Below are 24883 nucleotides of genomic sequence, written 5' to 3'. Positions count from 1 at the left end.
ATATACCACGAAGAGGCTCTACAAGCGATATAGCAACCGTAATTTTTAGGGTGTCGGTGAACAACTGGCTTCCGGCAGGCGATTGATCCAGGTTTCAATCAGTGCAGCACCTTCCTGATGGACAACGGCGCGACCCAGCTCTGGCATCCGGTGTCGATTGTCGTTGGTAGACATCCGGAACAACAGGTAGGAATCGCCGGCATCCTGCGGAACAACGTCCGCCGAGTAATCGGGGTGCCCGCCTGCAACGGCCGTTTTACAGGTACCAAACTTACTTGGATCATCAACGTAAGGGCGATTGTATTCGAGTTGCAGGCCACTACCACCGGCCGGTCCCGCGTAGTCATCCGGAAGCGTCAACCGGGAACGATGGCAATGGGCGCAGTTAACATCCAGATAGCCCTTGGCTGTCGCCATCAGCTCATTGTCATCCAGGGCATCGGGGGTAGTGAGTTCATCGAACAATGGTGCTTTTTCGACGGCCGCCATGTCCGCGGGAAGACCTTGCAGGATTTCGCCTTCAGCCCAGTAGAGAAGCTGGTTATACACCGTTCCGTTTGCGTACTGGTGGTCCTTGTTAAGGAAACGGGCCTTCGGTCCGATCGGCAGGAAAATGGGTTCGCGTTTATCGTTCGGCCCCTGAAGCAGCGGCACAATTGAATGACAGGATGTGCAATCAGACGCCTTCGGCACCGAATAGGTGAACGTGAGGTCCATACCGTTATGATTCGTCGTCATATCCGGAAGGCTTTTGCCCGTAATCGCAAGGGTTGCATCCTCGGCACTTGCCCAATAGTAGGGAATGGCCACCCAGCCATGCTCCCGGTGAATTAACAGCCGGGTTTCAATAACCTGCTCGTTGCCGTCCCGGAATGCTGTGTTCTCCGGGAGCGCAAAGGTTTTGGTAATCACGGTTCCAAGCGGAAAACTGAGTGCTTCCGAAGCTCGATAAACCGCCTTTTCCCCCTCAGGGATGAATACGAAGCGGTACTTGGTGGTGTAGTCCGAGAACAGGGCTACAGAGAGATCATAGGCCACGCCACCCTTGGCAGGGTTGGCTGTCGGATCTGTCGGGTCCTGAAACAAACCGTAATCCGACAGGTTACGGCAGGTTTTCGTCATCAATGCGTCCCAATTCACGCCCCCAGCATCCGCGGCGCAGTCACCAACAGCCCCCGTCGGGCCACCTGCGCCGGCATTCAACGCAGAACCGGAGCTCACCGGGCCGCCGTCATCATCGCTACCGGAACCGCTTCCACCACAGGCCGTTAACAGCAGGGATGCAAAGGTAACCATTACAATTACCGAGTATTTGTGATTGTTTTTATGAGATTTCATCGGTCGCTCTCGCTCATCAGTATTTCTCCGGGGGCCGAATCATCAAACCCCCGGTTATCTCAAGTATCAGTCTTTGCTAACGGCGCTCCTCGCCTACAGTGAACAGGCTGGCTCAGCCAGATCGTCGCCCGCACATCCGTATAGATTGTTCTTGAAGTTCACGACGGCAGGCGGGAGTCGGTTCTGGACACAGTTGAGGTAAGTGTTGTTGACCATCTGGTCGATAAGCAGGCTTGGAACCGGATTGCCGTCGCCATCAAAACTGGCGGTTGCCATTGTTGTGCCATAAACCAGTCCGGTATTGACGTTGGCGTAGTCTGGAGCGGGGTTGCCATTGATATTGCTGTTGGCACAGATCTGGTCGCCAGCATCATAGGCATCGTAATCAACGCCGTCGTTGGCAGCGTCGGCGCCTACCAGCGCATTGAATCCCGAGAGCTGATCGAGATTGGACAGCAGTTCGCCAATACCTCCATAGAGGATGGCAGGCATTGTCTGAGGCATACCACTGGCGTTGCCCGCAGAGGTATAGCCGGCAACGATATCTGTGATCAATGCACCTCGCGGGTCACCGCCGTTGCGTGAGATAACATTGTCATGCAGGTAGATATTTTTAACCAGCGGGCTCCAGCCCTGGTTCATCGAGGCGCCATAGTTTGCAGGGTAGTTGGCGACGTCATTGTCGCTCAGGAAGTAACTGGCAATGGAGATGGCTGTGGTTTCATTTTCGGTAATGTCGTTGTTGTAAACTTCAACATCGCTGGCTGCAAAAACCAGCACACCGGTGCCCGGTGGAATAATACCAACCGCGCCGCTGCCAACGTTCTCGGCATTGTTGGCATAGACATCGTTGTTGAAGATGCGAACATTCCCGCCATACGCCTGTTCCAGCCCTGGCAGATCAAATGCCAGAATGCCGCCGGTATTGCCAACCACAAGGTTGTTGTAGACGTCCGCCATGGTGGAGTTTTCAATTTCGATGCCGGCGACGTTATTTTTCGCGATGTTGTTGCGCACCACGATGTTGTTGGACTGCCCAACGTAGATACCGGCATCCGCCGAACCATAGGCATAATTGTTTTCCACCAGAATGTTCTGACTTTGCAGCGGATAAAGGCCGTAGGCACCGTTGTCGGATTCCAGCTCACCTTCCCAAACGGTGGCGGTATAGGCCATATGAACACCGTTCGCGCTTACAGTCTTGATACCGTTTTTCTTCGCTTCGTAGACACCCAGGTCGCGAATGGTGACGTCGATGCCACCTTCAAAGCGAATAGCGTCATCGCCATCGGCCGTTGAAAAGTCCAGTAACGTTTCGTTGATGCCGTAACCAGTCAGCGTAAGCCCGTTTGCACTGTTAACGGTGATGGTCTCACTGACGGTAAAGCGCCCTTTTGGAAGCACAACCACTGAATCGTCGGGTACGTCAAACAGCGCAAGCAACATCTCTTCGGTAATGTCGTCACCACTGACTGCGTCCGGTGCCACAAAGACGGCATCACCCGGAATTGCAAACCCCGAGGTTGTTGTCACGCTCTGTTCGAGTGCAGCGGTGCCCGCAGGACCCCGGGCGCCATCATCGCCATCCTCACCACAGCCGGATATCAGGATGCCGACGGACACGGCTATCACTGCAGGCCAACGCCTCCAACTCGATTCGCGAACCATATTGAACTCCTGTTTATTGTTGTATTGGTATCCCTTTAACCGCAGTACAGCGGTTCGCTTCTGAAGATAGGAGGTTTGGAAGAGGGGAACGAGAAAATACGACTGTCAGAATCTGACAATCGCTGTGCAATTTCTTTAATCGGTTATTAAATCAGAGGGGTGGGTGCCTGACCGAGGCTATTCAGGAATGCTGGTCGATTCGTTCATTTTCACGTTTTGGTCAATGGCCGATTCGCCAGATGGCCAGCTCTGTTGTCGAAACCGGGTGGGCGTTGTATCCATGATTTCCCTGAACGCCCGGTTAAACGAACTGAGCGAACGGTAGCCAATATCCAGCGCAATATTCTGGATCGGGGTGTCCGGCTCCCGGATGAGGCGCTCGGTCGCTTCAACAATCCGCAGGTGATTAATGTAATCGTTGAAATTACGATACCCCAGGCCATGATTGATGACCGCACGGGTTTTATACTCAGGCAAACCAATCCGCCCTGCCAGGCGTTTTAGAGTCAGATTTTCAGTACGGTAATAGCCTTCTGACATCACCCCGGTCAGCTTCGCAATGCCGTGATGTAACTGCCTGGCCTGTTCCGTATTCAGCGGCGGTTCGGCATCGGGTCGCTGGCAGGATTCCGCTGGCGAAAGCGCCACCACATTGTCATGCCCCTTAAGTAGAAAATAGGCGGTTATCAGCGAAGGGATAACCACTAGTAACGGACGGGTGTAATCTCCTGCCAAGCCAAAATTCAGGGATACTGCGGCCCAGGAAACAGAGACGCCAACCACCAGTAAAACAACGCCACGTAAATGACGTCGCGAGGAAACCAGGTCATCAGACCAGTTGGAAAGTACAGTCCACAGACCGTGCCCAATAACCAGATATTCGAAATACGCCCCCAGGGTCCAGCCAAAAAAATGGGCCGACGCCGTAGCCGACGCTGGATCCAGAACAATACGCGCCAGATTTGGCGCAAGAACAGCATACAGCGCCAAGACCGACCATACGGAGACCAACCTCGGCCTGTAAGCAAACGCCAACTGACACAACAGCCAAAACAACGACGGAACCAGGCTCTGGAGGCAGTAAGTCAACCATCTCCACTCTGGCCCCACTAGCGGATGCAACAAGAAAGCGCAGGATGCCGCTATCAACATCAGAAATACGCGGGCAACCCAAAGGTTGCCATACTCACGGGCAACCATCATAAACAGAATGGTTAAACAGCCCGTGCCCACGCCGGTCAGAAATAACACATCACGCTCCTCATTCTGTCAGGCATTTACCCTGACACCAGGGACCTGACATCCGCCAGAAACCGGTCCACCTGCTCCGGTGTGGTCGACCAGGAGCACATCAGGCGGGCACTACCACCGATGAAGTTGTAGAACTTCCAACCCTTGTCCCGTAGCGCAGCCTGCACTGGGTCAGGCATCTCCACAAACACACCGTTAACCTGCCTCGGATATCGAAGCCCGATACCCGGCAGCCCTTCCAGTCCCTTTGCAAGTTGCTCTGCGCAGGCATTGGCGTGCCGGGCATTCTCCAGCCACACATCCCCTTCAAGCAGACCGCACCAGGGCGCGGAAATGTAGCGCATCTTCGAGGCCAGTTGCCCGGCCTGCTTGCAGCGCCATTCGAAATCTTCCGCCAACTCGTGATTAAAGAACACCACCGCCTCACCCAGCGCAAGACCATTCTTGGTGCCCGAGAAACACAGCACGTCCACGCCCACTTTCCAGGTGATCTCGGACGGATGCACCTCAAGTGCCGCCACTGCATTGGCAAAGCGTGCCCCATCCATATGAACGTTCAGCTTGTAGTGATTGGCCGTTTCCCGGATAGCGCGCAGCTCGTCGGGTGTGTAGACCGTGCCCACTTCCGTCGCCTGGGTAAGGCTCAGGGCCTTGGGTTTGGGGTAGTGAATATCACTACGCTTGGTGACCAGATGTTCGATACTGTCTGGCGTCAGCTTGCCGTCGGGGCCCTGCCCCAACAGTAACTTGGCGCCGTTGGAAGCATACTCCGGCCCACCACACTCGTCCGTTTCGATATGCGCCAACTCATGGCAAATAACGCTGTGAAATGACTGACCAATGGAGGCCAATGCAAGCGAGTTGGCGGCGGTGCCATTGAACACAAAGTAGACGTCGCAATCCGTATCAAAAAGCGCCCGAAGGCCATCCGCCGCTCGCTGTGTCCAGCTGTCCTCACCGTAGGCCGGCTCATCGGAACCATTCGCCTCGGCCATCGCCTTCCAGGCTTGTGGGCAAATACCGCTGTAGTTGTCACTGGCGAATTGTTCGGACTCTGACACAGGCATGCTCCTGAAGGAGATATCAATGGTATTGGTAAGACCCTAACTCTATTTGTATATAGGGTAATTTGCTACTCCGACACCGCCTTTATCAACGCGTGGACAGCGGCCCGACAAAACATAATACCAATGAGATTCATTTGCATTATATTGCGCGACTGATATTATTGCGGCCACCCAATATGAACATTCGTTCACTCCTCGCCCCTATGCATTCCCCGGAGGTTTTCGATGGCCCAGTCTCATAAGCCGCATCAGCTCGCGCTGGCGATTAAGCGTTCATTCACCGCCCTGGCCCTATGCCTGCCTGCAGTCTCGATGGCTCAAGGCGACTCTTCAGAGCCGACGAACCTGGGGGAACTGGTTGTTTCTGCCACCGCACTTAAAGTAGAGGCCCCTCTGGTGGAGACACCCAGGCCCGGCTCAGTGGTAGAACGGGAAGAGCTGGAAGAACGCAACGTGCAGGCCCTGGATGAAACCTTCCGCTATCGCGCCGGGGTACTGTCGGGACAGTATGGCGAGGACAACGACACCGATTGGTTGAAGGTTCGTGGTTTCGACCAGTCCACCTACCAGGACGGTCTACGAATCTATCGCGAGGGGTTTTACCAGTGGCTGCCGGAACCCTTTGGCCTTGAGCGTGTGGAACTGCTCAAGGGACCGGCATCCATTCTTTACGGTGAAGCGCCTCCGGGGGGTGTGATCAATGCCATCAGTAAGCGCCCAACTGATACGGCACAGGGCGAGGTCAACATTCAGGCTGGTACCGATGAACACCGCCAAGTCGGGGTGGACACTTCAGGACCTGTCGCAGGTAGGAGCGATGTAAGTTATCGCCTTGTAGGCCTGCATCGTTACGGTGAAGGGGACCAGGATTTTACCGAAAACGAGCGTTACTATCTGGCCCCAAGCCTGAGCTGGGATATTTCCGACAACACAGAACTGACCGTCCTGGCAAGCATACAGAAGGACGACGCATTCCCCTACAACGGCTTTAAGTTGGCCTATGGGACCGTTGAGGACACGCCATTCGGAAAAGTGGACCCATCCGTCAACTACGGCGAACCAGGCTACGACACCAACGAACGTACCCAGACAGCTATAGGCTATGCACTGAGTCATCGTTTTAATGAAACCTGGCGTTTCGAGCAGGACTTCCGCTACAGCAATGTCGACCTGTTGCTGCGTAGTACTTATATTTCGTTCCAGACCGGTCCGCGTGAGGGCCAGCGCCAAATCATCTACCGCGATGGAGACATCAGCAGTTGGACGGTGGATAACCGGGTGGTGGGCAACTGGTTCACCGACCGTGCCGAACACACCTTTTTGGCGGGCATTGACTATCAGGACCTTAATAACCGCGGCAAACAAAACGGCAGTCTGGGCTTCACCGACATCGGAGGCCCCATTGATCTGTTTGATCCACAGTACGGCAGTTTTACACCGATTACACCGACCGACCTGATCGTACAGGAGATTGAGAAGCAACAGACCGGCCTTTACCTCCAGCACCAGTTGCGTCTGGATAATCGCTGGGTTTTTCTTGCCGGCGCGCGCTATGACCAAGCCGACCTGGACAACATCAACAGGACAGCCAGCACTCGTCAGGAAGCCGATGCTGACGAGATCTCCTTGTCCGGTGGCGTGATGTATCTAGCTGAAAACGGCTTCTCGCCCTACCTGTCTTATAGCGAATCATTTCAGCCCATCGCTGGCACTGATGGCACCGGTGACCTGTATGACCCCAGGAAAGGCAAGCAACTGGAAGCAGGCGTCAAGATTGCGCCGGACAATCTGGACGGTTACGTCACCGCCGCGGTGTATCGGATCGAAGAGGAAAATTCACTGGGCACCAGCCAAAGCGGTTTCCAGATACAGGACCAGGAGCGTACTACCGCCGGTTTCGAAGTTGAGAGTGTCAGCTACCTGACGGACCAGCTTGAGTTGACAGCGGCGTACACCTACAGCGATGCAACCATCAAGGAAACCGAAACCGACAACAGCGAACGTGCGGCCCCACTGATCCCAAGGCACATGGCATCGGCCTGGCTTGATTACAGCTTTGCTAACCTCGTGCCCGGCCTCAAAATTGGCGGCGGCGCCCGTTACGTAGGTTCCACCACCGACAATAGTGTCGATGTTCCCTCCTACACCGTCCTGGACCTGATGGCACAGTACAACGTAACCCAAAACTGGCAAGCCCAGGTGAACGTCACCAACCTTGCAGACAGGGAATACGTCGCCAGCTGTGACTACTGGTGCTACTACGGCGAAGCCCGCAGCGTAGTTGCCAGCGTCCGCTACCGCTGGTGAGGTATGCGGAAGGGGCAAACGCCTTAACGTAACGAATCCGATCGCGGCGACCTGCGTATACAAGAGTAGTATTTCCCGATAACCGCGTTGGCGCCCCCTGCATGCCTGAACCATTCAGTTCATCTACCACGCACCGGGCCGGTTCAGGCCCGGATTTGCCTCCCCTGCCTGCCTCGGCAACTGAACTCGGCCACCTGCTGCAACGCGTTGCCACCGGGGATCGTTCCGCATTTGCCAAGGTCTATGAAGCAACGGTCCCGAAACTTCTTGGTACCGTACTCCGTATCTTGAACAATAGAGGTTGGGCCGAAGAGGTTGTCCACGACGTCTACATCAAGATCTGGCAGAAAGCGGGGCAGTTCGATGCCGGCAAAGCCTCTCCCATTACCTGGATGGTGACCATTGCCCGCAACAGTGCCATCGACGAGTTGCGAAAGCAGCCCGCACGCGGCAGGGCTCCCGAGGAGGAACTGGAGCAGGTTCTCAGCACCGAACCCAATGCCCAGTCTCGACTGGAAGACCAGCAAACCGTGAATCGGCTAAACCTCTGCCTGGAGGAACTGGAGAAAGACCGCCGCGACATGGTAAGGATGGCTTACCTCAATGGCTGGTCCAGGGTGGACCTGGCAACCCATTTTGACCAACCGGTGAATACCATCAAAACCTGGCTTCATCGTGCACTGAAACAGCTGAAAGGGTGCCTGTCACCATGACCGACCGCGATGATCTCGACATGCTGGCTGCAGAGTTCGTCCTGGGCACACTGGATGCCCGGGAGCGGGCGTCGGTGGCCATGCGTCGGCATAGTGAGCCGGACCTGGAAGCGTTGATTGTTGCGTGGGAACAACGCCTTGGACCACTGGCTGAGGAGGTAGTTCCGGTAGCACCCACCCCCGGTCTGTACAAACGGATTGAGCAAAAGATCAATGCCCTGGAGGAGAAACAGGCACGCAGTACTCACGACGATAACGACAGAGTAATATCCCTGCACAAGCGACTCAGGCGTTGGCAGTGGAGCACCGCACTGGCATCGGCATCCGCCATGATGCTGATGGCGGTACTGATATTCCAGCCTACGCAGGAGCAAGGCCCGCAATCATTTGTGGCCGTATTCCAGGAAAACGACCAGCAACCGGCCTTCATGCTTTCCGTCGACCTGACCAACCGCCAGATGCACATTCGCCCGGTCACCGCGGAGCCGATGCAGGGAAAATCCTATCAGTTGTGGATCAAGGCCGACTCTCTCGGCCCCAATCCCCGTTCCGTAGGTGTGTTGAACGAAAACCTGAAACTCGACCGCACCGCCCTTCGTTCCTACGACCCGGAACTCCTGAAGGAAGCCACCTTCGGCATCAGCGTGGAACCTGAAGGCGGCTCACCCACCGGCCAGCCCACTGGCCCGGCCATACATGGCTACCTCTACCCCACCCTTGACGGGGAGTCAGGGCAACAACTTTAAGATTCTTCCGCCTTGCTGAAACTTTCCGAAACCACCCCCGTAGCTGTGGTTACACCCATCGACAATCCATCTTGATGGGCTTAAACCGAAAGCAAGGAGAACACAATGAAGAAGCACCTGATGACAAGCGCATTTCTGGCCGCAACTCTGGCTTCTGGCACTGCATTGGCTATGGACGACATGAAGGTTGGGGTTTGGGGTAACGATCAGTCAGTTATGGGCGGCACCGTGACGGCCAAAAAAGTGGTCGCCGAGAGCAACGGCTGGCTTGTGGTACACCGTACCAATGAGGGCGGCAAACCCGGCCCTGTCGTCGCACACGCACCACTTCGCAAGGGTGAGAACACCGACGTCGCCGCAATCCTCACCGAAGAGGTCAAATCCGGCGACATGTTGATGCTGATGCTTCACAGTGAAAGTGGCGGCATGAAAGCCGGCATCTTCGAATACACCCTGGGCGCAAAGGAAGACGGTCCGATCAAGAAAGATGGCAAACTGGTGATGAAAACCATTACCGCGAAGTAACCGAATAGGCGGGGCCGCCCTACGCAGCCCCGCCTGCATCACTCCGCGTCTTCCGGTACATCCACGCAAGCCCCAGTAACGCCAGCCCAAGCCCCATAAACGCAGCCACCCGCCAGAGGCCCTGAAGGCCGGCCATATCAATGAGGAATATCTTGCCAATCACGATACCCAGCAACGCCATGCCCGCTTTGTGAAGCACCGCATTGTCACGGCTGGTGGAATAGAGGATGGCGGCAATGGCATAGAGCATACCCACCACCGAGTAGCTGTACAGCTCTCCCTCGGCAACACCGAACGACAACGCCATATCACTACCCTGCCATAGCTGCCGGATTTCCAGTGCGGTGAACAGCAGAAAACTTCCAGCCGCCACGCACAGTGACCAGAATCTTGGCGCAAGCATCGGGAACCGGCTGACAGCGACAGCCAGCAAGACAGGACCGCCAAAGGCGGGCAGCAGCATGTTGAATATCGCCGTCTCGCCGATGGCGCTTCCTCCCCACCAGGGATTGTGTACGGTAACGAGGGTGAGATAACTCAGGGCAGACAGTCCAAGCAGAATCCACGAGAACAGGCGATACAGCCAGGCCAGTGACTGGCTTGCCCTTGAGCGCACCATGTAGGTCAGGCTCAACCCGCCCCAGAGCAGTGTATTAATGGTTGCCTCGGTAAGACTGTACTCATGGGCGAAAATGTCGCCATCATAGAGCCAGTAACGCATCTCTGCCCCCAGGAACAGCACCAGCAGATGCAGCGTCGCCCCCTCAAGCCAGGGGCGAATGGCATGGTCACGACCTGCCAGCCGGGTAGCAATACCCGCGAACAGGACAGCCCCACCGTACGTCCACAGAGACCAATGCAGGGTGGCATCATACCCCTGCAACCATGGGTTGAACGTCAGCCGTGCAACCACCAGCGCCAGTGCCAGTTTCAGCAACAGATACAGTTCTGGCATTTCATAGCGGCGCGCCAGCCAGGTCAGACTGACGAACTGAACGGAAAGCGCCAGGGTCAGCGATGCTTCGCGGAACACCATCACGACTGCCAGGGAATAACTGATGTGCGCCGCCAAAACGGCCCAGACAACGCCACTGCGATAGCGCGCCAGCCCTTCCATTTTCCAGGCCAACACCCCATACAGACCACCGATCACCAACATTGCAACCAACCAGAGGGCGGCGGGCTCAAACCCGTGAATCAGCAACCAGCCAAGGACAATCCACACCAGCGGCGACAGCAGCGTCAAGGATGCCCAACGCCTGCGGTCACTCTGGCGCACCCAGTGCCACAACCCCAAACCGAGGGTGAGTATGGCGGCGGCAAACAGGTAGGAAAGAAAACCGCCCTGTTGCTCAAGGGGCATCTGCGTGAGGTAAAGCCGGTCCACGCCATCGCGGACACTGTAACCCAACCAGCCTGCGGCACTGACCAGCACCGCGCCCCAGGGAAGGAACCACAGCGCTCCCCGACTCTGGGGCACCAGCGCCGCCACCGGCAGGATCACCAGCCAACTCCAGAAAACAGGGCCAGCTGCGGGCTGGTCAACCATCGACAGTCCCAGGACGATCAGCAGCGATAGCAACGTTTCCCGAAGGTACGGTGCCGCTGCTCGTGTTTTTCCGGGAATGATCGCAAAGATCAAAAACAACCCGGCAATATACCAGGCCGTGACTGCGACGATATCGTCCGACATTACAGTAGCCATCCACCACAACAGCGCACCGGCTACCGTGGCGTACCATAGCCAGTCGCGATACACATAGCGCATTAACATCAAGGAACTGAGGGTGATCAGGAAACTGTACGACAGCACAAATGCCACACTGCCGTCGTCACCACCGATCAGCAGGGGCACCAGGTAGGCGCCACTCAGCCCCATGATGGCCAGCAACGGGCCGTGAACCAGCGCCAGCACCATCGTGCCCAGAGACACAGCCGCCAGCCCGACAAGGCCCATCGTCGGGCTGATCAACCCATAGTGATGAACGCCTGCCAGCAACGCCGCATAGAGGGTAATACTGCCGCCACCCGCCAATGCGGCAAATACCTGGTCGGCACCCCGGTTCCGGCGACGCAGGTATTCCGCGCCGGCATGCAGTGCGAGTCCGCTAAGGAGGGCAAACAACAACTGCTGTGCAGGGCCTATCAGCCCCGCATTTATGGAGTGACTGACCATGAAAATACCGGCCAGGCCAACACTCAGCCCGCCAAGCCAGACCATCCAGTTGTCTTTCAGGGCCCGGGTTATGCGTGACGCCTTATTGGGTTCCGGCCGACCACTGGCCGGCGCCTGGCTCTGCGCCGTCCAATCGTCCGTTGATGAAGCAGCAGGCCTGGCACTTTGATCAAGCGGAGCCTGAGCAGTTACAACGGGCTCATCAGATTCATCCGGGTCCAGCGTCAGCGGTTGGTCACCCCGTACCACCCGGCGTTCAAGATCGGCCATTTCATCACGCAACACCGATAATTCTCGCCTCAGCGACTCAATACGCTCCGACTGATCACCACGTCGAAAGGCGAGAAAGCCAAGGAAGGAGCCAACAGGAATGAGCAGTGCAACGCCGACAATCAGGATAATGACTAATGCTTCCATGCTCTTCTCTCCTGTTTCAGAAACTCGACATCTCGTCCTGGAGGTCGCGCTTCAACTCCTCAGGGTCCGTTATCCACAGAGTGTCATCCCGGCCCGGAAACACACCCACTTCCAGACCATCTTTGGTCAGGCCGGGCACCCACTTACGGAAAAAATCAGGTAGCGAAATACTTTTCGGAGAGAGATCACCGGAGCCCTCTGCGTACTTGGCGGCAAATGCCGAAGTGGGCCACACGGGTACGTGGGCAAAATCACCGTCTTCCGACTCGATTTTCAGGAAACGGTTCTCCGCATTCACCAGAATCCAGATCTCCCGCTCTTCGCCAACCAGGCTCAGGAAGTAGTCGTATCGCTCCTCGCCGTCCAATTCCAGGATCTGGCCTAATTCGTCATTGTTCATCGTATTCATCAAACGTCATGCTCCGGTAAGGTCACTCGCCCTTTTCACCTGCTACACTCGCCTGTTAAAGGCTACTCTGGGTCTTGAAACAGGGTTCCACAAGCACACTATAAGGAAATTGGAATGGGAAGCACGAAACTCGTTGATATCGTTCTGCAGCGGCAGTTGGTGCGTTTCTCACGTTCTTCAAAAAATAATCAGCCCGGGAGGCTATTCTCATGACACTTCACCTCGAACTGGCACCCCTGATCAGCCTTGGTGCAGGTATTGGCATATTGGTATTCCCCAGGCTGCTTAACTACATCGTGGCGGGCTACCTGATTATTCTGGGGGTCCTGGGATTGCTGGGGCATTCCCTGTAGATCTTGTCCCATATCAAGCTTGCACTACTGCTCGGCATTACTGTCGCTCTCGGCCCCCTGGCACTGGACGCTTACCTACCAGCATTCCCCAGCATCGCAGATGGCCTGGGGATTCCCCACAGCGATGTCGGGTTGACCCTGAGCGCCTATGTGGCCGCGCTCGGGCTGGCTCAACTGGTCGGAGGTCCGCTGTCTGACCGGTACGGCCGGCAGCCTATTCTACTGGGAGGCCTGGCCATTTTTGCAGCAGCCGCCGTGATGGTTTCCCTGGCTAACACGCTTTCGGATATGGTCATCTGGCGGGTGGTACAGGGTATTGGCGGGGCCTTCTGTGCCGTTTCAGTCCCTGCGATTGTCCGGGACCAGGTGAGTGGCCAGGACGCCGCCCGTCTATTCGGGTTGATCGGCCTGATCATGTTTGTCGCGCCGGCTGCGGCCCCCTCATTGGGCGCCCTGATGCTGGTGGCTGGCGACTGGCACGCTATCTTCCTCCTGCTGGCCGGATATGCCGTCTTCCTGGCAATGGCCCTTAAATTCGCCCTGTTTCCCGCATTGCAACCACGGCCACCGGCAACAACCCCCGTCCGTACTCTGGTGACCAATTATATGCTGGTGCTCAAGCACAGCACCACCATGCGCTTTGTAGGCATTCAGGTGCTGTGTTTCAGCACAATGCTGTTGTTCATTACCCATTCCTCGTTCATTTACCAGGAATGGTTCGGCCTATCCAATGGCATGTTTTCAATCCTGTTCGCTGCCAACATCGTCCTCATGGCGGTACTGAACCTGATCAATCGGCCACTGCTACGCCGGTTTTCCTCGGTGGTGCTGTTGCGGACACAGGTCATTATGCAGTGCGTGGCGCTTATCGCCCTGGTAACAGTGGTTCTGCTGAAAGGGCCGTTCTGGCTGATTACAGCCTGCATTGTCGCTGCGATTGGTTGCCAGGGCGGCATCATACCCAACAACATGGCCAACGCCCTGGAGTTTTTCCCCCACCTCGGTGGTACCGCCGCTGCCATGCTTGGTGCCTCCCAGTTCACCATTGCCGGCGGCATCAGCGCCCTTTCCTCAATATTCGCTGGCCACGCCCTGCTACCGATTGTGGTCAGCATGCTGGCGTGTTCGGTGGGTGCGGTCATTCTGGCAATGGGTGCTCCACGGGCAGTGGCGAGGGAAACGGCTTCCCCCGCCTGAATGCCTTCCTGGTCAAACCACAGCCAGACGTGAATAGCAGACGACAATCAGTGGTGTTGCAGAGGTAGATAAATATACTCGTAACCTATTGCCACCGCCACATAGATCAGCAGGCAGGCCATGATTCGGTTAAACCATCGGAAGAACGACGGATTGCGGATGCGCCTGCCCACCAGGCTACCCGCCAGCGAATAGCTGCCAGGTGCGCCAATGGCGAGCAGCGACAGCACGCCAGACCAGAGCACCAGGCCAGCGCCGTGGATACCGACCCCGGGAAACTGGATGGTGGCGATGGGCAGCGTGGCCACAATGCCCTTGGGATTAAGCAACTGCATCACCAGCCCATCGCGGAACCGCAACGGTCGTGCGCTGGGGCCAGTGTCTTCAACCTCAACACTGGCCCGCAGAATCCTGCCCGCCAGATAAAGGATGTAGCCACAGCCGAGCACACTGACAACGACCAGCCCATCCCCAGCAACAAAGGACGAACCAAACCACCCAAATAGCAGGAACAGCACTAGCATTGCGCAGCCAACACCGATATAGAACCCGGTGGAAGCGCGAAAATGGCCGTTGATCCCTGAATTCAGGCCGAGCAGGTTCACGGGCCCAGGCGTGTACATCACGCCTATGGCATAGGCAAAGATCTCAATCATGTTGGAACCCCTTGGGGTCAGGTGGTCGGATGGTGCGGAGGTATCAGCCGACGACGTTGTCCCGGTACTGCTTCGGTGTCATCCCATAGATTCGTTTGAAACGCCGGTTGAAATGACTCAGGTCCGAGAAGCCATAGCGATAGACCACGTCATTCAGGGACATGCCCGAATCCAGCGCCGAGCGCGCGGCGTTGATCCGGCAGTTGATCACATACTGGTGAGGTGTAATGCCATACTGGCGACGGAACAGCCTCAGGAAATGGAACTTGGAGAGGTTGGCGGCTTCGCTAAGGTCGTCCAGAGACAGGTCGGCGTCCACATTTTCGTGGATGAACTCCTTGGCCTGGCGCAGCAGCATATCAGCCCGCCGGACAACGTCGTCAGCCTCGAACCGGCCACAGCGTTGCACCACCCTTGCGGCCATCTTGTAGAGCAGGTGCTCCTGGTCTATCCGGCTGCCGACATGACTGGCGATGAGCCGGACCAGTTCCACAATATGTGCCCGCAGGACCGGATCCGCCATCAGTGTTTCGTTCATCCGGATATCCGTCACCGATTTAACGCCCGCAGCGTCAGCGAACAGGGGCTCAATCTGGCGGGGGTGGATATACAGCATGACATAGCTGAGCGGTTCCTCGACGCCGGAGTTTCCGTCATGCACTTCATCAGGGTTAAGCTGGATGACGTTACCCGGCGGACTGCGGTGATAGGTGCCGCTGCTGAAGAAATCCTGGCGCCCACTAAGGGTTACACCGAACGCATATTCCTCGTGCGCGTGCTTGTCGTAGGTAAAACGATCCATCGCCGCCTGCAGGGCCGTCACCTCTGGCAAGTGGTCACTCTTGATAAACTGAAACCGGCTGTCCTGTTCCACTTTCATCTCTCCGGGGGCGCGTTATGGCCGATCTATCGACACTGTAACTCTGACGGCTCCGGCGTGCTTGAACAAAATTGCTCAGTGTGTCCTCCACTGAACCGCGCAACCACCTTGCAGCAGTCAGGTCGCTTTCCCACCTAACCCTGCTAAAGTTATAGAAAATATCATTCCTTTCATGAAGCCTGTTGTTTATCGATTCACTGTCACCAGCGAAGAGTGCCGCTCAACATGCGGGGAACAGGACAAAAAACCAATCTTCAGAGAAAACTGACAGCACTCATCGCAGGACTGTGCCTCACCATCATCCTGACCGTTGGATTCATGGTGGCCGTCGTACAACTGCAGTCCGCAATTACCGCCTACACATGGGGAGAGAGTGTCTGGTCCAGAGCGCAGGTCGACACGGTTCATCACCTTGACCGCTTTGCCCAGACCGGTCGCTTTCCCGAATTGGCAATGGCCCGGCAATCACTGTCGATACCCATTGGTGATCTTCATGCACGGATAGCCATGACCTCTCCGGAACTGCATTGGCAGCGTGCACAGAATGGGCTTATCCAGGGCGGCAACCACCCGCGGGACGTCAATCGTATGATTTTGCTGGTTCGCTATTTTTCATGGCTTGACCAGTTGGACAGTGCATTAACCGCCTGGGAAAACACCGATGGGTTGTTATTGGAACTGGATCAGATCGGCAATGCCCTGGAACGGGAATGGCTGACCGGCACCCCTGATCGAGAGCGACTGCAAGCCCTGAGGGAGCGGCTATCGCTGCTGGACCAGCGGTTACAGCAGAATGCCCGGAAGTTCCGCCTTGCCATGGGGGATGCAGCGCGATGGGCGGCGAGCTTCCTGTCCATTGTCAGCGCTTCATTTCTGATCTTTGTGGCGCTGCTGTCCTGGTTCCTGGGTTTCCGCCTGGTCAGACTGTTGCAGCGGGCCGAGCAGAATTTCCGCTCCATCTTCGAACAATCCGCCATCGGTATCATTCAAATCGATACCTCCGGGCGAATCGTCAACGCCAACCAGGCGACCTGTGACATTCTTGGCTATCAACCCAACGAACTGGTGCCCTACCCTTACCGCGAGCTGGTCCACCCTGAAGACTGGGATATAGCCAGTGAAGAGCGGCGCGCCATTAATCGTGGCGACATCGACAGTTACACCACAGAACATCGGCTGGTACGTAAAGACAACGAATTCCTGTGGGCAAGGCTGACCGTCTCCCGGGTGTGGGATGCTCCCAGCGCTTCTGCCTACTTCACAACCGTGCTGGAAGATATTTCCGAATCCCATCGCCTGTCGACAGAACTGAGCTTCATGGCCACCCATGACAGCCTGACCGGCCTGATTAACCGCCGTGCCTTCGAGCATCAACTTGCCAGCCGTCTTGGGCGTGTTCGCAAGGAAGGCTCCCAGCACGCCCTTTGCTTTATCGATCTGGACCAGTTCAAGGTGGCAAACGACACCTCCGGCCACGACGCGGGCGACCACCTGCTACGCCAGGTAGCCGATATCATCGGAAACAACCTGCGGGAGGCCGATACCCTCGCCCGGCTTGGCGGCGACGAGTTCGGCATTATCCTCGAAAACTGTAACCTCAACACCGCCCGCCACGTGGCGGAGAAAGTGAGAGCTGCCCTGGATCACCTGGTATTCACCTGGCAGGAAACCAGCCATACCATCAGTTGCAGTATCGGGGTGGTTCCAATCACCGCTGAGAGTTCCGGAATCAACGCCCTGATGAAAGCCGCTGACATTGCGTGCTACACCGCCAAGGACAGTGGCAGGAACCGGGTGTGCGTCATGTCGATGGATGACGAACACATGGCGTCCCAACGGGGCCAGATGGAATGGCTGAACCGCATTCAAGCCGCACTCCAGGGCAACCTGTTCTTCCTGGAATGCCAGATCATCGCTCCGCCCTCCAAACCTCGCGGTGGATTACGGTACGAAGTGCTGATTCGCCTGCGTTCGCCAGACGGCTCGGTGGTGCCGCCGAGCGCCTTTCTGCCACCTGCAGAACGGTATGGCGTGGCCGCAAAAATTGATCGCTGGGTTATTAACCATGTGTTATCGAAGCTGTCCGAGGCGCCACAGCACCTGGCTGCCCTGGAGGCCTGCCACATAAACCTGTCGGGGCGTTCGTTCGACAAAGCCGACTTCGCGGATTTCGTAGTGGAACAGTTCGACCATTACGGGGTGCCCCCGGGCAAGATTTGCTTCGAAATCACGGAAACCGCTGCCGTCCACAACCTGCTGGAGGTGCAGGCCTTCATGAAACGCCTGAGCGACATGGGTTGCAGCTTTGCCCTGGATGACTTCGGCTCGGGGCTCTCATCGTTCGGTTACCTGCGCCGCTTGCCGGTTACCTGCCTGAAGATCGACGGGATGTTTGTCCGTGATATTGTTACCAACAAGACAGATCTGGCCATGGTCAGGGCGATTCACGATATTGGCCGGACCATGAACATGACCACCGTGGCCGAATACGTTGAATCGAAAGAGGCGGCGTCGTTGCTGACCGAAATAGGCGTCAATCTTATCCAGGGTTTTTGGGTCCACCGGCCCTGCCCTCTGGATGACATCCTGGCCAGGGAACCGGCGCAGATCTATTCTCTACTGGGACCAAACAAAACGTAATTTCCCAGAATCGCCAACATGGCCCCCAGCACTGCCGTAATGGTCCACTCGAAACCCTCCAGCCATGTGGACACACTCAGGGCCACCACCGGAAACAACACTGTGGCATAACCTGCCTTGTCTGCGCCCAGCGTCTGAATCACGGTGATGTAGCAGTAGAACGCAACGATGGAGCCCGGGACCGCCAGGAACACCGTAGCGCCCCAAAAGGTTGCTGTTGTGGGCACCACCCATTCCACGCCCTGAATCAGGCACCAGACACCGAGTATCACCGCTCCGTAAACCATGGCCCAGGCATTGGCTACCAGCAACGGAATCTGGGCCAGGCGTACCTTGATGCTCACCAGGTTGCCCATGGAAAACCAGAAGGTGCCCGCAGCGGCAAACAGGATGCTGGCCCCGGTTGCGTTGCCCAGTTGCAAATCGTGCCAGAACAGCAGTGCCACGCCGCTGATGCCCAGGGCTACCGCAGGATACAATCGGGAGGCCGGCGTCAACCTTAGCCATAGCCAGCCATTGAGCGCATTGAACAGTGCCGCCAGCGAAAACACCACCGCCAGCAGGCCACTGGTCATCGACTCAGCAGCGCGATAAATCAGCAGGAAATTCACGCTGTACAGTGTCAGCCCCTGAAGCACCAGCCAACCGTGTTGCTTCAGGCTCAACCTCCGCAAGCGCCGCAGCAACGCCAGCACAACCAGGGCCACCACAGACGCCATCAGGAAACGATAAAACACTGAAACATCCACCGGGGCGGATTCGACCTGCAAACGGATAGCTGTCCAGGTCAACCCCCAGATCAATACCGTCAGGCCGTAATGTACAGAAACAGGCATGGTTGTTATTCCCTCAGAATAAAGTTCAAGCACGGAGCCTGCCTTTCACTTTATTGCCAAAATGTAAAGAAGAGGATTCCAGCATGTCATGTTGGATCCACATTCAATACTATCCCGCGCTCCCTAAATACCGTAACCAGACACGTGGAGTGGGTTCATGAAAGGAAAATTCGGGCTGCTACTGGCCCTGCTGCTTATGGCAGGTTGTGCGACCGCCACAGAAGAACTGCGAATCTACACTGAGCAATACCCTCCCTACAACATGACCACCAACGGTCAGCCGTTTGCCCACTCGGAAAAGGACATCACCGGCCTGTGCACGGACGTCATGAAGGCACTGGTCCGCCAGGCAAACCTGGAATACAGCATCAAGCTCCGGGATCTCAGTTACGGCCTTAACCGTGCCGAACAACACCCTGACCACGCCATCTATTGCGTATCCAAAACAGAGGATCGGGAGCCGTTTTTTGACTGGGTGGGACCGCTGTCGTCCATCAAGTGGACACTGTTTGCCAAGCCTGGCTCGTCCATTGAGCTGAAAAGCCTGGAAGACGCCCGTGACTACCGGATCGGTGGTTACAAAGGCGACGTCATGACGAACTACCTGGCAGAGCGCGGCTTCAATGTATCGGCCATCAGCAACAATGGCCTGAACGCCCGCCGCCTGGTTCAGGACCAGATTGACCTGTGGGTGGCGGACGGACTGGCTGGCCCGTACCTGGCTGCCGATGCCTCGGATGTGACCGACATCGAGCGCGTTCTGGTGTTCCGTGAAACCCCGATGTACCTCGCGGTTCACAAGGATACCGATCCGAAAATTTTGCGCGCCCTGAATGAGAGCTATCAGCAACTGGTTGAGTCCGGCGAAAAGGAGACCATCTCCCGGTCTTACGGATTCTGACGATAGCGGCGTTACTCGACGGCGCGCAATCTCAATCTCGGCATGATGCAAAGTCATGCCGATGATTACGGCTTACACACTGACTCCCGCAACATTGCCGGCCTCACCAATTAACTAACTTTTTGTAATGTTTTTCATCTGGCTGGACAAAATATCCACGACTAGTCTTGCTAGAGGTATCGAAGGAAGTAGTGATACCCGGAAGCCTGTTTGACATCCATTCAGGTACCCCTCCGTTGAACATCCGCCACAAGCGGATCTAACAACAAACTCCCAGGACTGGAGAACACAAATGGATATCACCACCGCAAGCCGTTCCCTGGCTTTAGGATCTCTTTTTTTCGCAATAACCGCACACGCCGCACCAGGCAATAATAAATCCACCGGCGATTTACTCAATGAATTCTGGAGCCCAGATCGCATCAGCCCATTCGAGTGTCGGTTCGGCATCCTTAACAGCACGCCATTTGGCCTGCCTCGTTGTATGCAGGCGAGCAACATCCAATACCATCTGGACATGTTTTACGGTATTGCCGAGGCCAATGATGGCAATCGCGCTGCCGGTTTGTCCGGTTACCAGGCGTCGGTTGATTACGTTAAAACCACGCTAGAGAGTGCAGGATACGACGTCACTATCCAGCCCTTCCCTTTTAATGCCTTCTATCCAGCCGGGGACGGCATTATGCAAGCCATCGCGCCAACCCCGACCGACTATGTATGGGAGGAAGATTTCACCTATCTGTCGCAGACCGAGCCGGGAGACGTGTCAGGCATGGCCGTCGCCGTTGATGTCCAGCTTGGCCCGGATAACACCTCCACCAGTGGCTGCGAACCGGAGGACTTTACCGACTTCCCGGCCGGTTCTGTCGCAGTCATCCAGCGAGGTGCCTGCGCCTTCGGGCAGAAAGCGACCAATGCTGCCAATGCTGGCGCTGTCGGTGTGGTCATCTTTAACCAGGGCAACACTGAAGACCGTAAGGGCCTGATCAATGCCACACTGGGCGATGACTACGCTGGCGGTATTCCCGCTGTGTTCACCACCTACGACATTGGCGCGGGCTGGGTAGAGCAGCCAGACCTCCAGCTCAGGGTGGTGACCAATGTGGTGAGAGAACAAACCGAAACCGTCAATGTCATCGCGCAGACCAGCCGGGGCAACCCGGACAATGTGGTGATGACCGGTGCCCACCTGGATTCCGTGTTTGAAGGTGCCGGTATCAATGACAATGGGTCCGGTAGCGCTGCGTTGCTTGAACTGGCCCTGCAAATGGAACGGGCACACCCCCGCAACCAGGTCCGCTTTGCCTGGTGGGGCGCGGAAGAGGCCGGCCTTGTTGGTTCAACCTTCTACGTCAACAGCCTGTCGCAGGAGGAGAAGGACAAGATCAAGGTATACCTGAACTATGACATGATTGGTTCGCCCAACTTTGGCAACTTTATCTACGATGGCGATGGTTCCGATTTTGATCTTGCCGGCCCCCCGGGATCGGCGGCTACGGAGGCGCTGTTCGAGAAATACTTCAATCTGCGTGAAATCGCCTCAGAGGGCACGGAAATCAGCTTCCGCTCGGATTATGCGCAGTTCTTTGAAGACGGTATCGCGTTTGGTGGGCTGTTTACCGGTGCCGAAGTGGTGAAAACCGAAGAGCAGGCCGCCAAGTTTGGTGGGGAAGCCGGGATCGCCTTTGACCCCTGTTATCACTCCGCCTGTGACGACATCACCAACGTCGACGAGCTGGCACTTGAGATCAACGGCGACGCTGCAGCCTTCGTCACAAGCTGGCTGTCACTTTCAACCAGAGTGATTGACGAGGAAATTGCAGACGCGGAAGAAGCGGAACCGGCAGCCGGTGCACGCACGCTGCAAGTGGAGCAACAGCGTGACATTACCCACTGGGGTGATAAGTGGATCAAGTAAGGTATATCGTCGCCTAAAAGCGCGAACGACCCCGCAGTAACACCTGCACCTGGTCAATGCTGTCGTCTCCGTCCAATGGGAAGGCAAAGTCCAGGTGCAGCATTCTCTGAACCTCAATCCGGCTCGATGCCAGCCTCAGGCCAAAACCCACGTCCGTCAGCACACCATCATCCGGGCCATTATTACGGCCATCGTCGAACCAGGCCCGCCCCACGTCGGTGAATAAAACGCCACCCACCCTGAACAGCTTGAAGGGGTGCCAGTCCGGGAAGTAACGCCGCTCCAGTGTCCAGAGTGCCCGCCGGTTGCCCTGTTGATAGTCGCTCGGGTAACCACGAAGGCCGTTGTCACCACCGATGAGTAGCTGTTGGTCTACAGTCAGGTTGTGGGCTGCGGTGAAAGACAGGTTGGTGTACCAGCTGTTCCAGTCCACCGATCCGCCATGGAAATACTCCAGATTGAGCGTACCCATCAGGTTCTCGAAACGGTCCTGATCAAATCGCCAGGTGCCGCTCTGGCTGAATCCGTAGCTGGCGTAGTTGGTGTCGGTGGCCAGAAGCGCATCCCGGAATTCCATGTTCAATACGGCGCGGTCTTCAGTGGCTCCGAGCCCGGAGGAGGAGTAACCCAGTTCCGTGCGCCACACGAATCCATCCCGAACATCTTCAACCCTCTGAAGGCGGGTCAGGTTTGTCATCTCCCGGAACTTGTTCTCACGGTAATCAAAACCGATCCACGGGTAACTCAGGGTCCTGTCTGCCGGAAGCAGGTCCAGCTCAGGTTCGTCCGGCAATCGCTCGAACTCGCTGGCGTCGTATCGATAACCGACAAGCAGCCGCAGTTGCCGACTATTGCGCTCCGCCAACCGCCATCCCACATCAACACTGGCGAATTCGCTGCTGCGACGATAATCCGCGATGGCCTCGGCGCCCACGTAACGGGATTGCTCCCGCACATCGTCCTCGCCGCTTAGGCCAAATCGCCAATCCGCAAGTTCGCTGTAGAACGGCCGCTCGAGGTAGGCGCTGCGGCCGCGGCCGTCGCTGCGTTTGTCATAGGAAAACCCGGTCTGCCAGTGGGAACCGAGAACGTTCGGGTCATCGAAATCCACACTGGTTTCGCTGCGATCAGCATCTTTTGTGTAGGAAACTCCCACGCTCTTGCCAGACCCCAGAAAATTCGGGTCTGACAGGCCGGTGTTGGTGGTGTTCTCGCCACCGGACCGTGAAGCTCCGACACTGGGCAGCAGCGTCCAGGTGTCGCGCACCAGTACACTGACCTCTAACTCATTCCCGCAGACGCGGGTCACGCCAACCCAGGCAGCAGTCAGGTACTCGCGCTGACGAAGAATTCGTTCGGACTCTTCCAGCATACCCGCTTGGTAGACATCCCCCTCGTCGAACACCAACTGGGCACGCAGGGCGGACTCCCAGGTCGGGGTATTGAGGGCATTCAGTGTGCGGTAAAGAAAGTTGTCCTGCTCGGGATCACTGGTATCAAAGATCGGACGGCGAACAATTCGGACCCGGCCAATACGGGCGCCCTCTGGAACCACCAGGTCAGACTGGCGCGCCAGCTGGTCACGGGGCTGGTCAAGGTCGATTGCCTCTGGCTGGACCTTGCTGGCGATACATTGGTAAGCCGAGGGCTGCGCATCCACACCCGTACTGAAAAGGGATAGTCCCAATGTGATCAGTACACGTCGCTTGACCGTTCCGACGGTGTCGGTCCGGGCAGTCGTCTTGGCAACGGGCATAGTGAAGTTCCAGAACGCCGGGCTTATGCAAGGTCTAGACATAATCCAACTATAGCGCCCGTTTTGTCACGCGTCAGTGGGAATACTACAGATGTGGTAGGGTTAACATACTGATTTCCTGAGCGTCAGGCCGATGCGTATTCACATAACCCATCAAAAAATCACCATTGCGTTGCAACTTATTCTGTTGTCGGAGGCGGTATTTGCTGTCTGGGGCCAGCGTTGGTTTACCGCATTCCTGACCGCCATGATCATTGCCATCACATTCTTTCCGGTGCTGTTTGAACGCCGGTTCCGGATTCACATCCCACCGGAACTGCAACTTGCGGCCATTGGTTTTGTATTCGCATCCCTTTTCCTGGGCGAGATCCGCGATTATTACACCCGGTTCTGGTGGTGGGACATGGCCTTGCACACCCTATCCGGCTTTTTGCTTGGTATCCTCGGTTTCTTGCTGGTTCACATCATGAACGAGACCGAGAAAATTCAAGTTCACATGAAGCCAGGTTTTGTTGCCTTTTTCGCGTTCATGTTTGCTCTGGGTGTTGGTGCGTTGTGGGAAATTTTCGAGTTCACGATGGATTCCGCATTCGGTATGAGCATGCAAAAGCCCATGATGGGCGACCCTTCCGGGCTAACAGACACCATGTGGGACCTGATCGTTGATGCCCTGGGTGCGTTAGTGATTTCGGTACTGGGCTGGCGTTATCTGAAAAACCCCGAAGAACAATCTTTCCTGGAACGCTGGATTGACTCGTTTATCGAGCGCAATCCCAGGTTCTTCAAGCAGTGAAGAGCCTGTCATTCAGCCAAAATAATCCTCAATCCAGTTATACAGCGTCCCGGTGTCTACCTCGGACAAGGCCATCTGCTTGAAGTCGTCTCCGACCTCATCCTCAATGGTCACAAATTGATAGAGCAGAACGCCCGGCTGTTCATCGTGCAGGATCAGGGTAATACGCCTGCGGGTGCGCAGGCAGTCGATGGTCATCACATCTGCGGGAATGCCGGCATCACGCATGCCACGGCGCACCTCCACCACCGGATTGATGTGCTCATAGGCCGCCTGGATGCGGGCATGGGCATCGCTGGCCATATCGGACAGGGCTTTCAGGGGATCTTCAGACAT

The 24883-nt window shown here is 56.4% G+C and carries 21 protein-coding genes; 10 read left to right on the top strand and 11 right to left on the bottom strand.

All coding sequences use genetic code 11. The annotated features are described in order from the left end of the window. Positions 1–45 precede the first annotated feature (45 nt). From NLU14_RS00445 to NLU14_RS00430, 4 genes are all read right to left on the bottom strand, one after another. Positions 46–1296 carry an SO2930 family diheme c-type cytochrome gene (locus NLU14_RS00445; RefSeq protein ID WP_275704182.1) on the bottom strand — a complete coding sequence of 417 codons (1251 nt, stop codon included), beginning with the start codon at positions 1294–1296 and terminating at the stop codon, positions 46–48. Between the two features lie 135 nt (positions 1297–1431). Next, positions 1432–3006, bottom strand: a complete 1575-nt coding sequence (locus NLU14_RS00440) for a parallel beta-helix domain-containing protein (protein WP_275704181.1) — start codon at positions 3004–3006, stop codon at positions 1432–1434. A gap of 177 nt (positions 3007–3183) precedes the next feature. Further along, positions 3184–4257, bottom strand: coding sequence for a helix-turn-helix domain-containing protein (locus tag NLU14_RS00435; protein WP_275704180.1), 1074 nt, complete (start codon positions 4255–4257; stop codon positions 3184–3186). 26 nt (positions 4258–4283) lie between these two features. Next, positions 4284–5324 carry a threonine aldolase family protein gene (locus NLU14_RS00430; RefSeq protein WP_420845011.1) on the bottom strand — a complete coding sequence of 347 codons (1041 nt, stop codon included), beginning with the start codon at positions 5322–5324 and terminating at the stop codon, positions 4284–4286. Between the two features lie 225 nt (positions 5325–5549). On the opposite strand from NLU14_RS00430, the gene NLU14_RS00425 reads away from it, so the two are divergent. From NLU14_RS00425 to NLU14_RS00410, 4 genes are all read left to right on the top strand, one after another. Beyond that, positions 5550–7631, top strand: coding sequence for a TonB-dependent siderophore receptor (locus tag NLU14_RS00425; protein WP_275704178.1), 2082 nt, complete (start codon positions 5550–5552; stop codon positions 7629–7631). A gap of 101 nt (positions 7632–7732) precedes the next feature. Further along, the gene (locus tag NLU14_RS00420) at positions 7733–8344 is read left to right on the top strand and encodes a sigma-70 family RNA polymerase sigma factor (protein ID WP_275704177.1); all 612 of its coding nucleotides are present in this window, start codon (positions 7733–7735) and stop codon (positions 8342–8344) included. Further along, on the top strand, positions 8341–9090 hold the full coding sequence (locus NLU14_RS00415) for an anti-sigma factor (protein WP_275704176.1): 750 nt from the start codon (positions 8341–8343) through the stop codon (positions 9088–9090). The genes NLU14_RS00420 and NLU14_RS00415 overlap by 4 nt, the downstream gene beginning before the upstream one ends. 105 nt (positions 9091–9195) lie before the next feature. Further along, the gene (locus tag NLU14_RS00410) at positions 9196–9615 is read left to right on the top strand and encodes a DUF7282 domain-containing protein (RefSeq protein ID WP_275704175.1); all 420 of its coding nucleotides are present in this window, start codon (positions 9196–9198) and stop codon (positions 9613–9615) included. A 19-nt stretch (positions 9616–9634) separates the two neighbouring features. Here the strand turns inward: NLU14_RS00410 and NLU14_RS00405 are convergent, their stop codons facing one another. Then, positions 9635–12208 (bottom strand): DUF2339 domain-containing protein, encoded by a 2574-nt coding sequence (locus NLU14_RS00405; RefSeq protein ID WP_275704174.1) that lies wholly within the window; start codon positions 12206–12208, stop codon positions 9635–9637. A gap of 16 nt (positions 12209–12224) precedes the next feature. Continuing rightward, positions 12225–12608, bottom strand: a complete 384-nt coding sequence (locus NLU14_RS00400; protein ID WP_275704719.1) for a DUF2750 domain-containing protein — start codon at positions 12606–12608, stop codon at positions 12225–12227. Between the two features lie 218 nt (positions 12609–12826). Between NLU14_RS00400 and NLU14_RS00395 the strand changes: the two genes are divergently transcribed. Together NLU14_RS00395 and NLU14_RS00390 are read left to right on the top strand one after the other, a co-directional pair. Beyond that, on the top strand, positions 12827–12970 hold the full coding sequence (locus NLU14_RS00395; protein WP_275704173.1) for a DUF3096 domain-containing protein: 144 nt from the start codon (positions 12827–12829) through the stop codon (positions 12968–12970). A 3-nt stretch (positions 12971–12973) separates the two neighbouring features. Then, on the top strand, positions 12974–14167 hold the full coding sequence (locus NLU14_RS00390; protein WP_275704172.1) for a multidrug effflux MFS transporter: 1194 nt from the start codon (positions 12974–12976) through the stop codon (positions 14165–14167). A gap of 47 nt (positions 14168–14214) precedes the next feature. Here NLU14_RS00390 and NLU14_RS00385 read toward each other — a convergent pair whose 3' ends face one another. Both NLU14_RS00385 and NLU14_RS00380 read right to left on the bottom strand, forming a co-directional pair. After that, positions 14215–14823 (bottom strand): LysE family translocator, encoded by a 609-nt coding sequence (locus tag NLU14_RS00385; RefSeq protein WP_275704171.1) that lies wholly within the window; start codon positions 14821–14823, stop codon positions 14215–14217. Positions 14824–14866: 43 nt separating this feature from the next. Beyond that, on the bottom strand, positions 14867–15703 hold the full coding sequence (locus tag NLU14_RS00380; RefSeq protein WP_275704170.1) for an AraC family transcriptional regulator: 837 nt from the start codon (positions 15701–15703) through the stop codon (positions 14867–14869). Between the two features lie 225 nt (positions 15704–15928). Here NLU14_RS00380 and NLU14_RS00375 point away from each other — a divergent pair, with 225 nt between their 5' ends. Next, positions 15929–18343, top strand: coding sequence for a putative bifunctional diguanylate cyclase/phosphodiesterase (locus NLU14_RS00375; protein WP_275704169.1), 2415 nt, complete (start codon positions 15929–15931; stop codon positions 18341–18343). Here the strand turns inward: NLU14_RS00375 and NLU14_RS00370 are convergent. After that, the gene (locus NLU14_RS00370) at positions 18313–19179 is read right to left on the bottom strand and encodes a DMT family transporter (RefSeq protein WP_275704168.1); all 867 of its coding nucleotides are present in this window, start codon (positions 19177–19179) and stop codon (positions 18313–18315) included. The two genes, NLU14_RS00375 and NLU14_RS00370, sit on opposite strands and share 31 nt — an antisense overlap. A 157-nt stretch (positions 19180–19336) precedes the next feature. Between NLU14_RS00370 and NLU14_RS00365 the strand changes: the two genes are divergently transcribed. Together NLU14_RS00365 and NLU14_RS00360 are read left to right on the top strand one after the other, a co-directional pair. After that, positions 19337–20080, top strand: a complete 744-nt coding sequence (locus NLU14_RS00365; RefSeq protein ID WP_275704167.1) for a substrate-binding periplasmic protein — start codon at positions 19337–19339, stop codon at positions 20078–20080. A gap of 292 nt (positions 20081–20372) precedes the next feature. Continuing rightward, a complete protein-coding gene (locus tag NLU14_RS00360) occupies positions 20373–21998 on the top strand; it encodes a M28 family metallopeptidase (protein ID WP_275704166.1) in 1626 nt (541 codons plus the stop codon). A 13-nt stretch (positions 21999–22011) separates the two neighbouring features. On the opposite strand, the gene NLU14_RS00355 is transcribed toward NLU14_RS00360, so the two are convergent. Next, positions 22012–23754, bottom strand: coding sequence for a BamA/TamA family outer membrane protein (locus tag NLU14_RS00355; RefSeq protein ID WP_275704165.1), 1743 nt, complete (start codon positions 23752–23754; stop codon positions 22012–22014). A gap of 133 nt (positions 23755–23887) precedes the next feature. Here NLU14_RS00355 and NLU14_RS00350 point away from each other — a divergent pair, with 133 nt between their 5' ends. Beyond that, positions 23888–24547: a DUF2238 domain-containing protein gene (locus NLU14_RS00350; RefSeq protein ID WP_275704164.1), complete on the top strand. Its 660-nt coding sequence runs from the start codon at positions 23888–23890 to the stop codon at positions 24545–24547. A gap of 12 nt (positions 24548–24559) precedes the next feature. Here the strand turns inward: NLU14_RS00350 and NLU14_RS00345 are convergent, their stop codons facing one another. Further along, entirely contained in the window at positions 24560–24883 is a 324-nt protein-coding gene (locus tag NLU14_RS00345) for a hypothetical protein (RefSeq protein ID WP_275704163.1), read from the bottom strand.

This window comes from Marinobacter iranensis, assembly GCF_029207565.1.
In the GTDB taxonomy this organism is placed as follows: domain Bacteria; phylum Pseudomonadota; class Gammaproteobacteria; order Pseudomonadales; family Oleiphilaceae; genus Marinobacter; species Marinobacter iranensis.
This window is presented reverse-complemented; position numbering and strand designations above follow the sequence as displayed.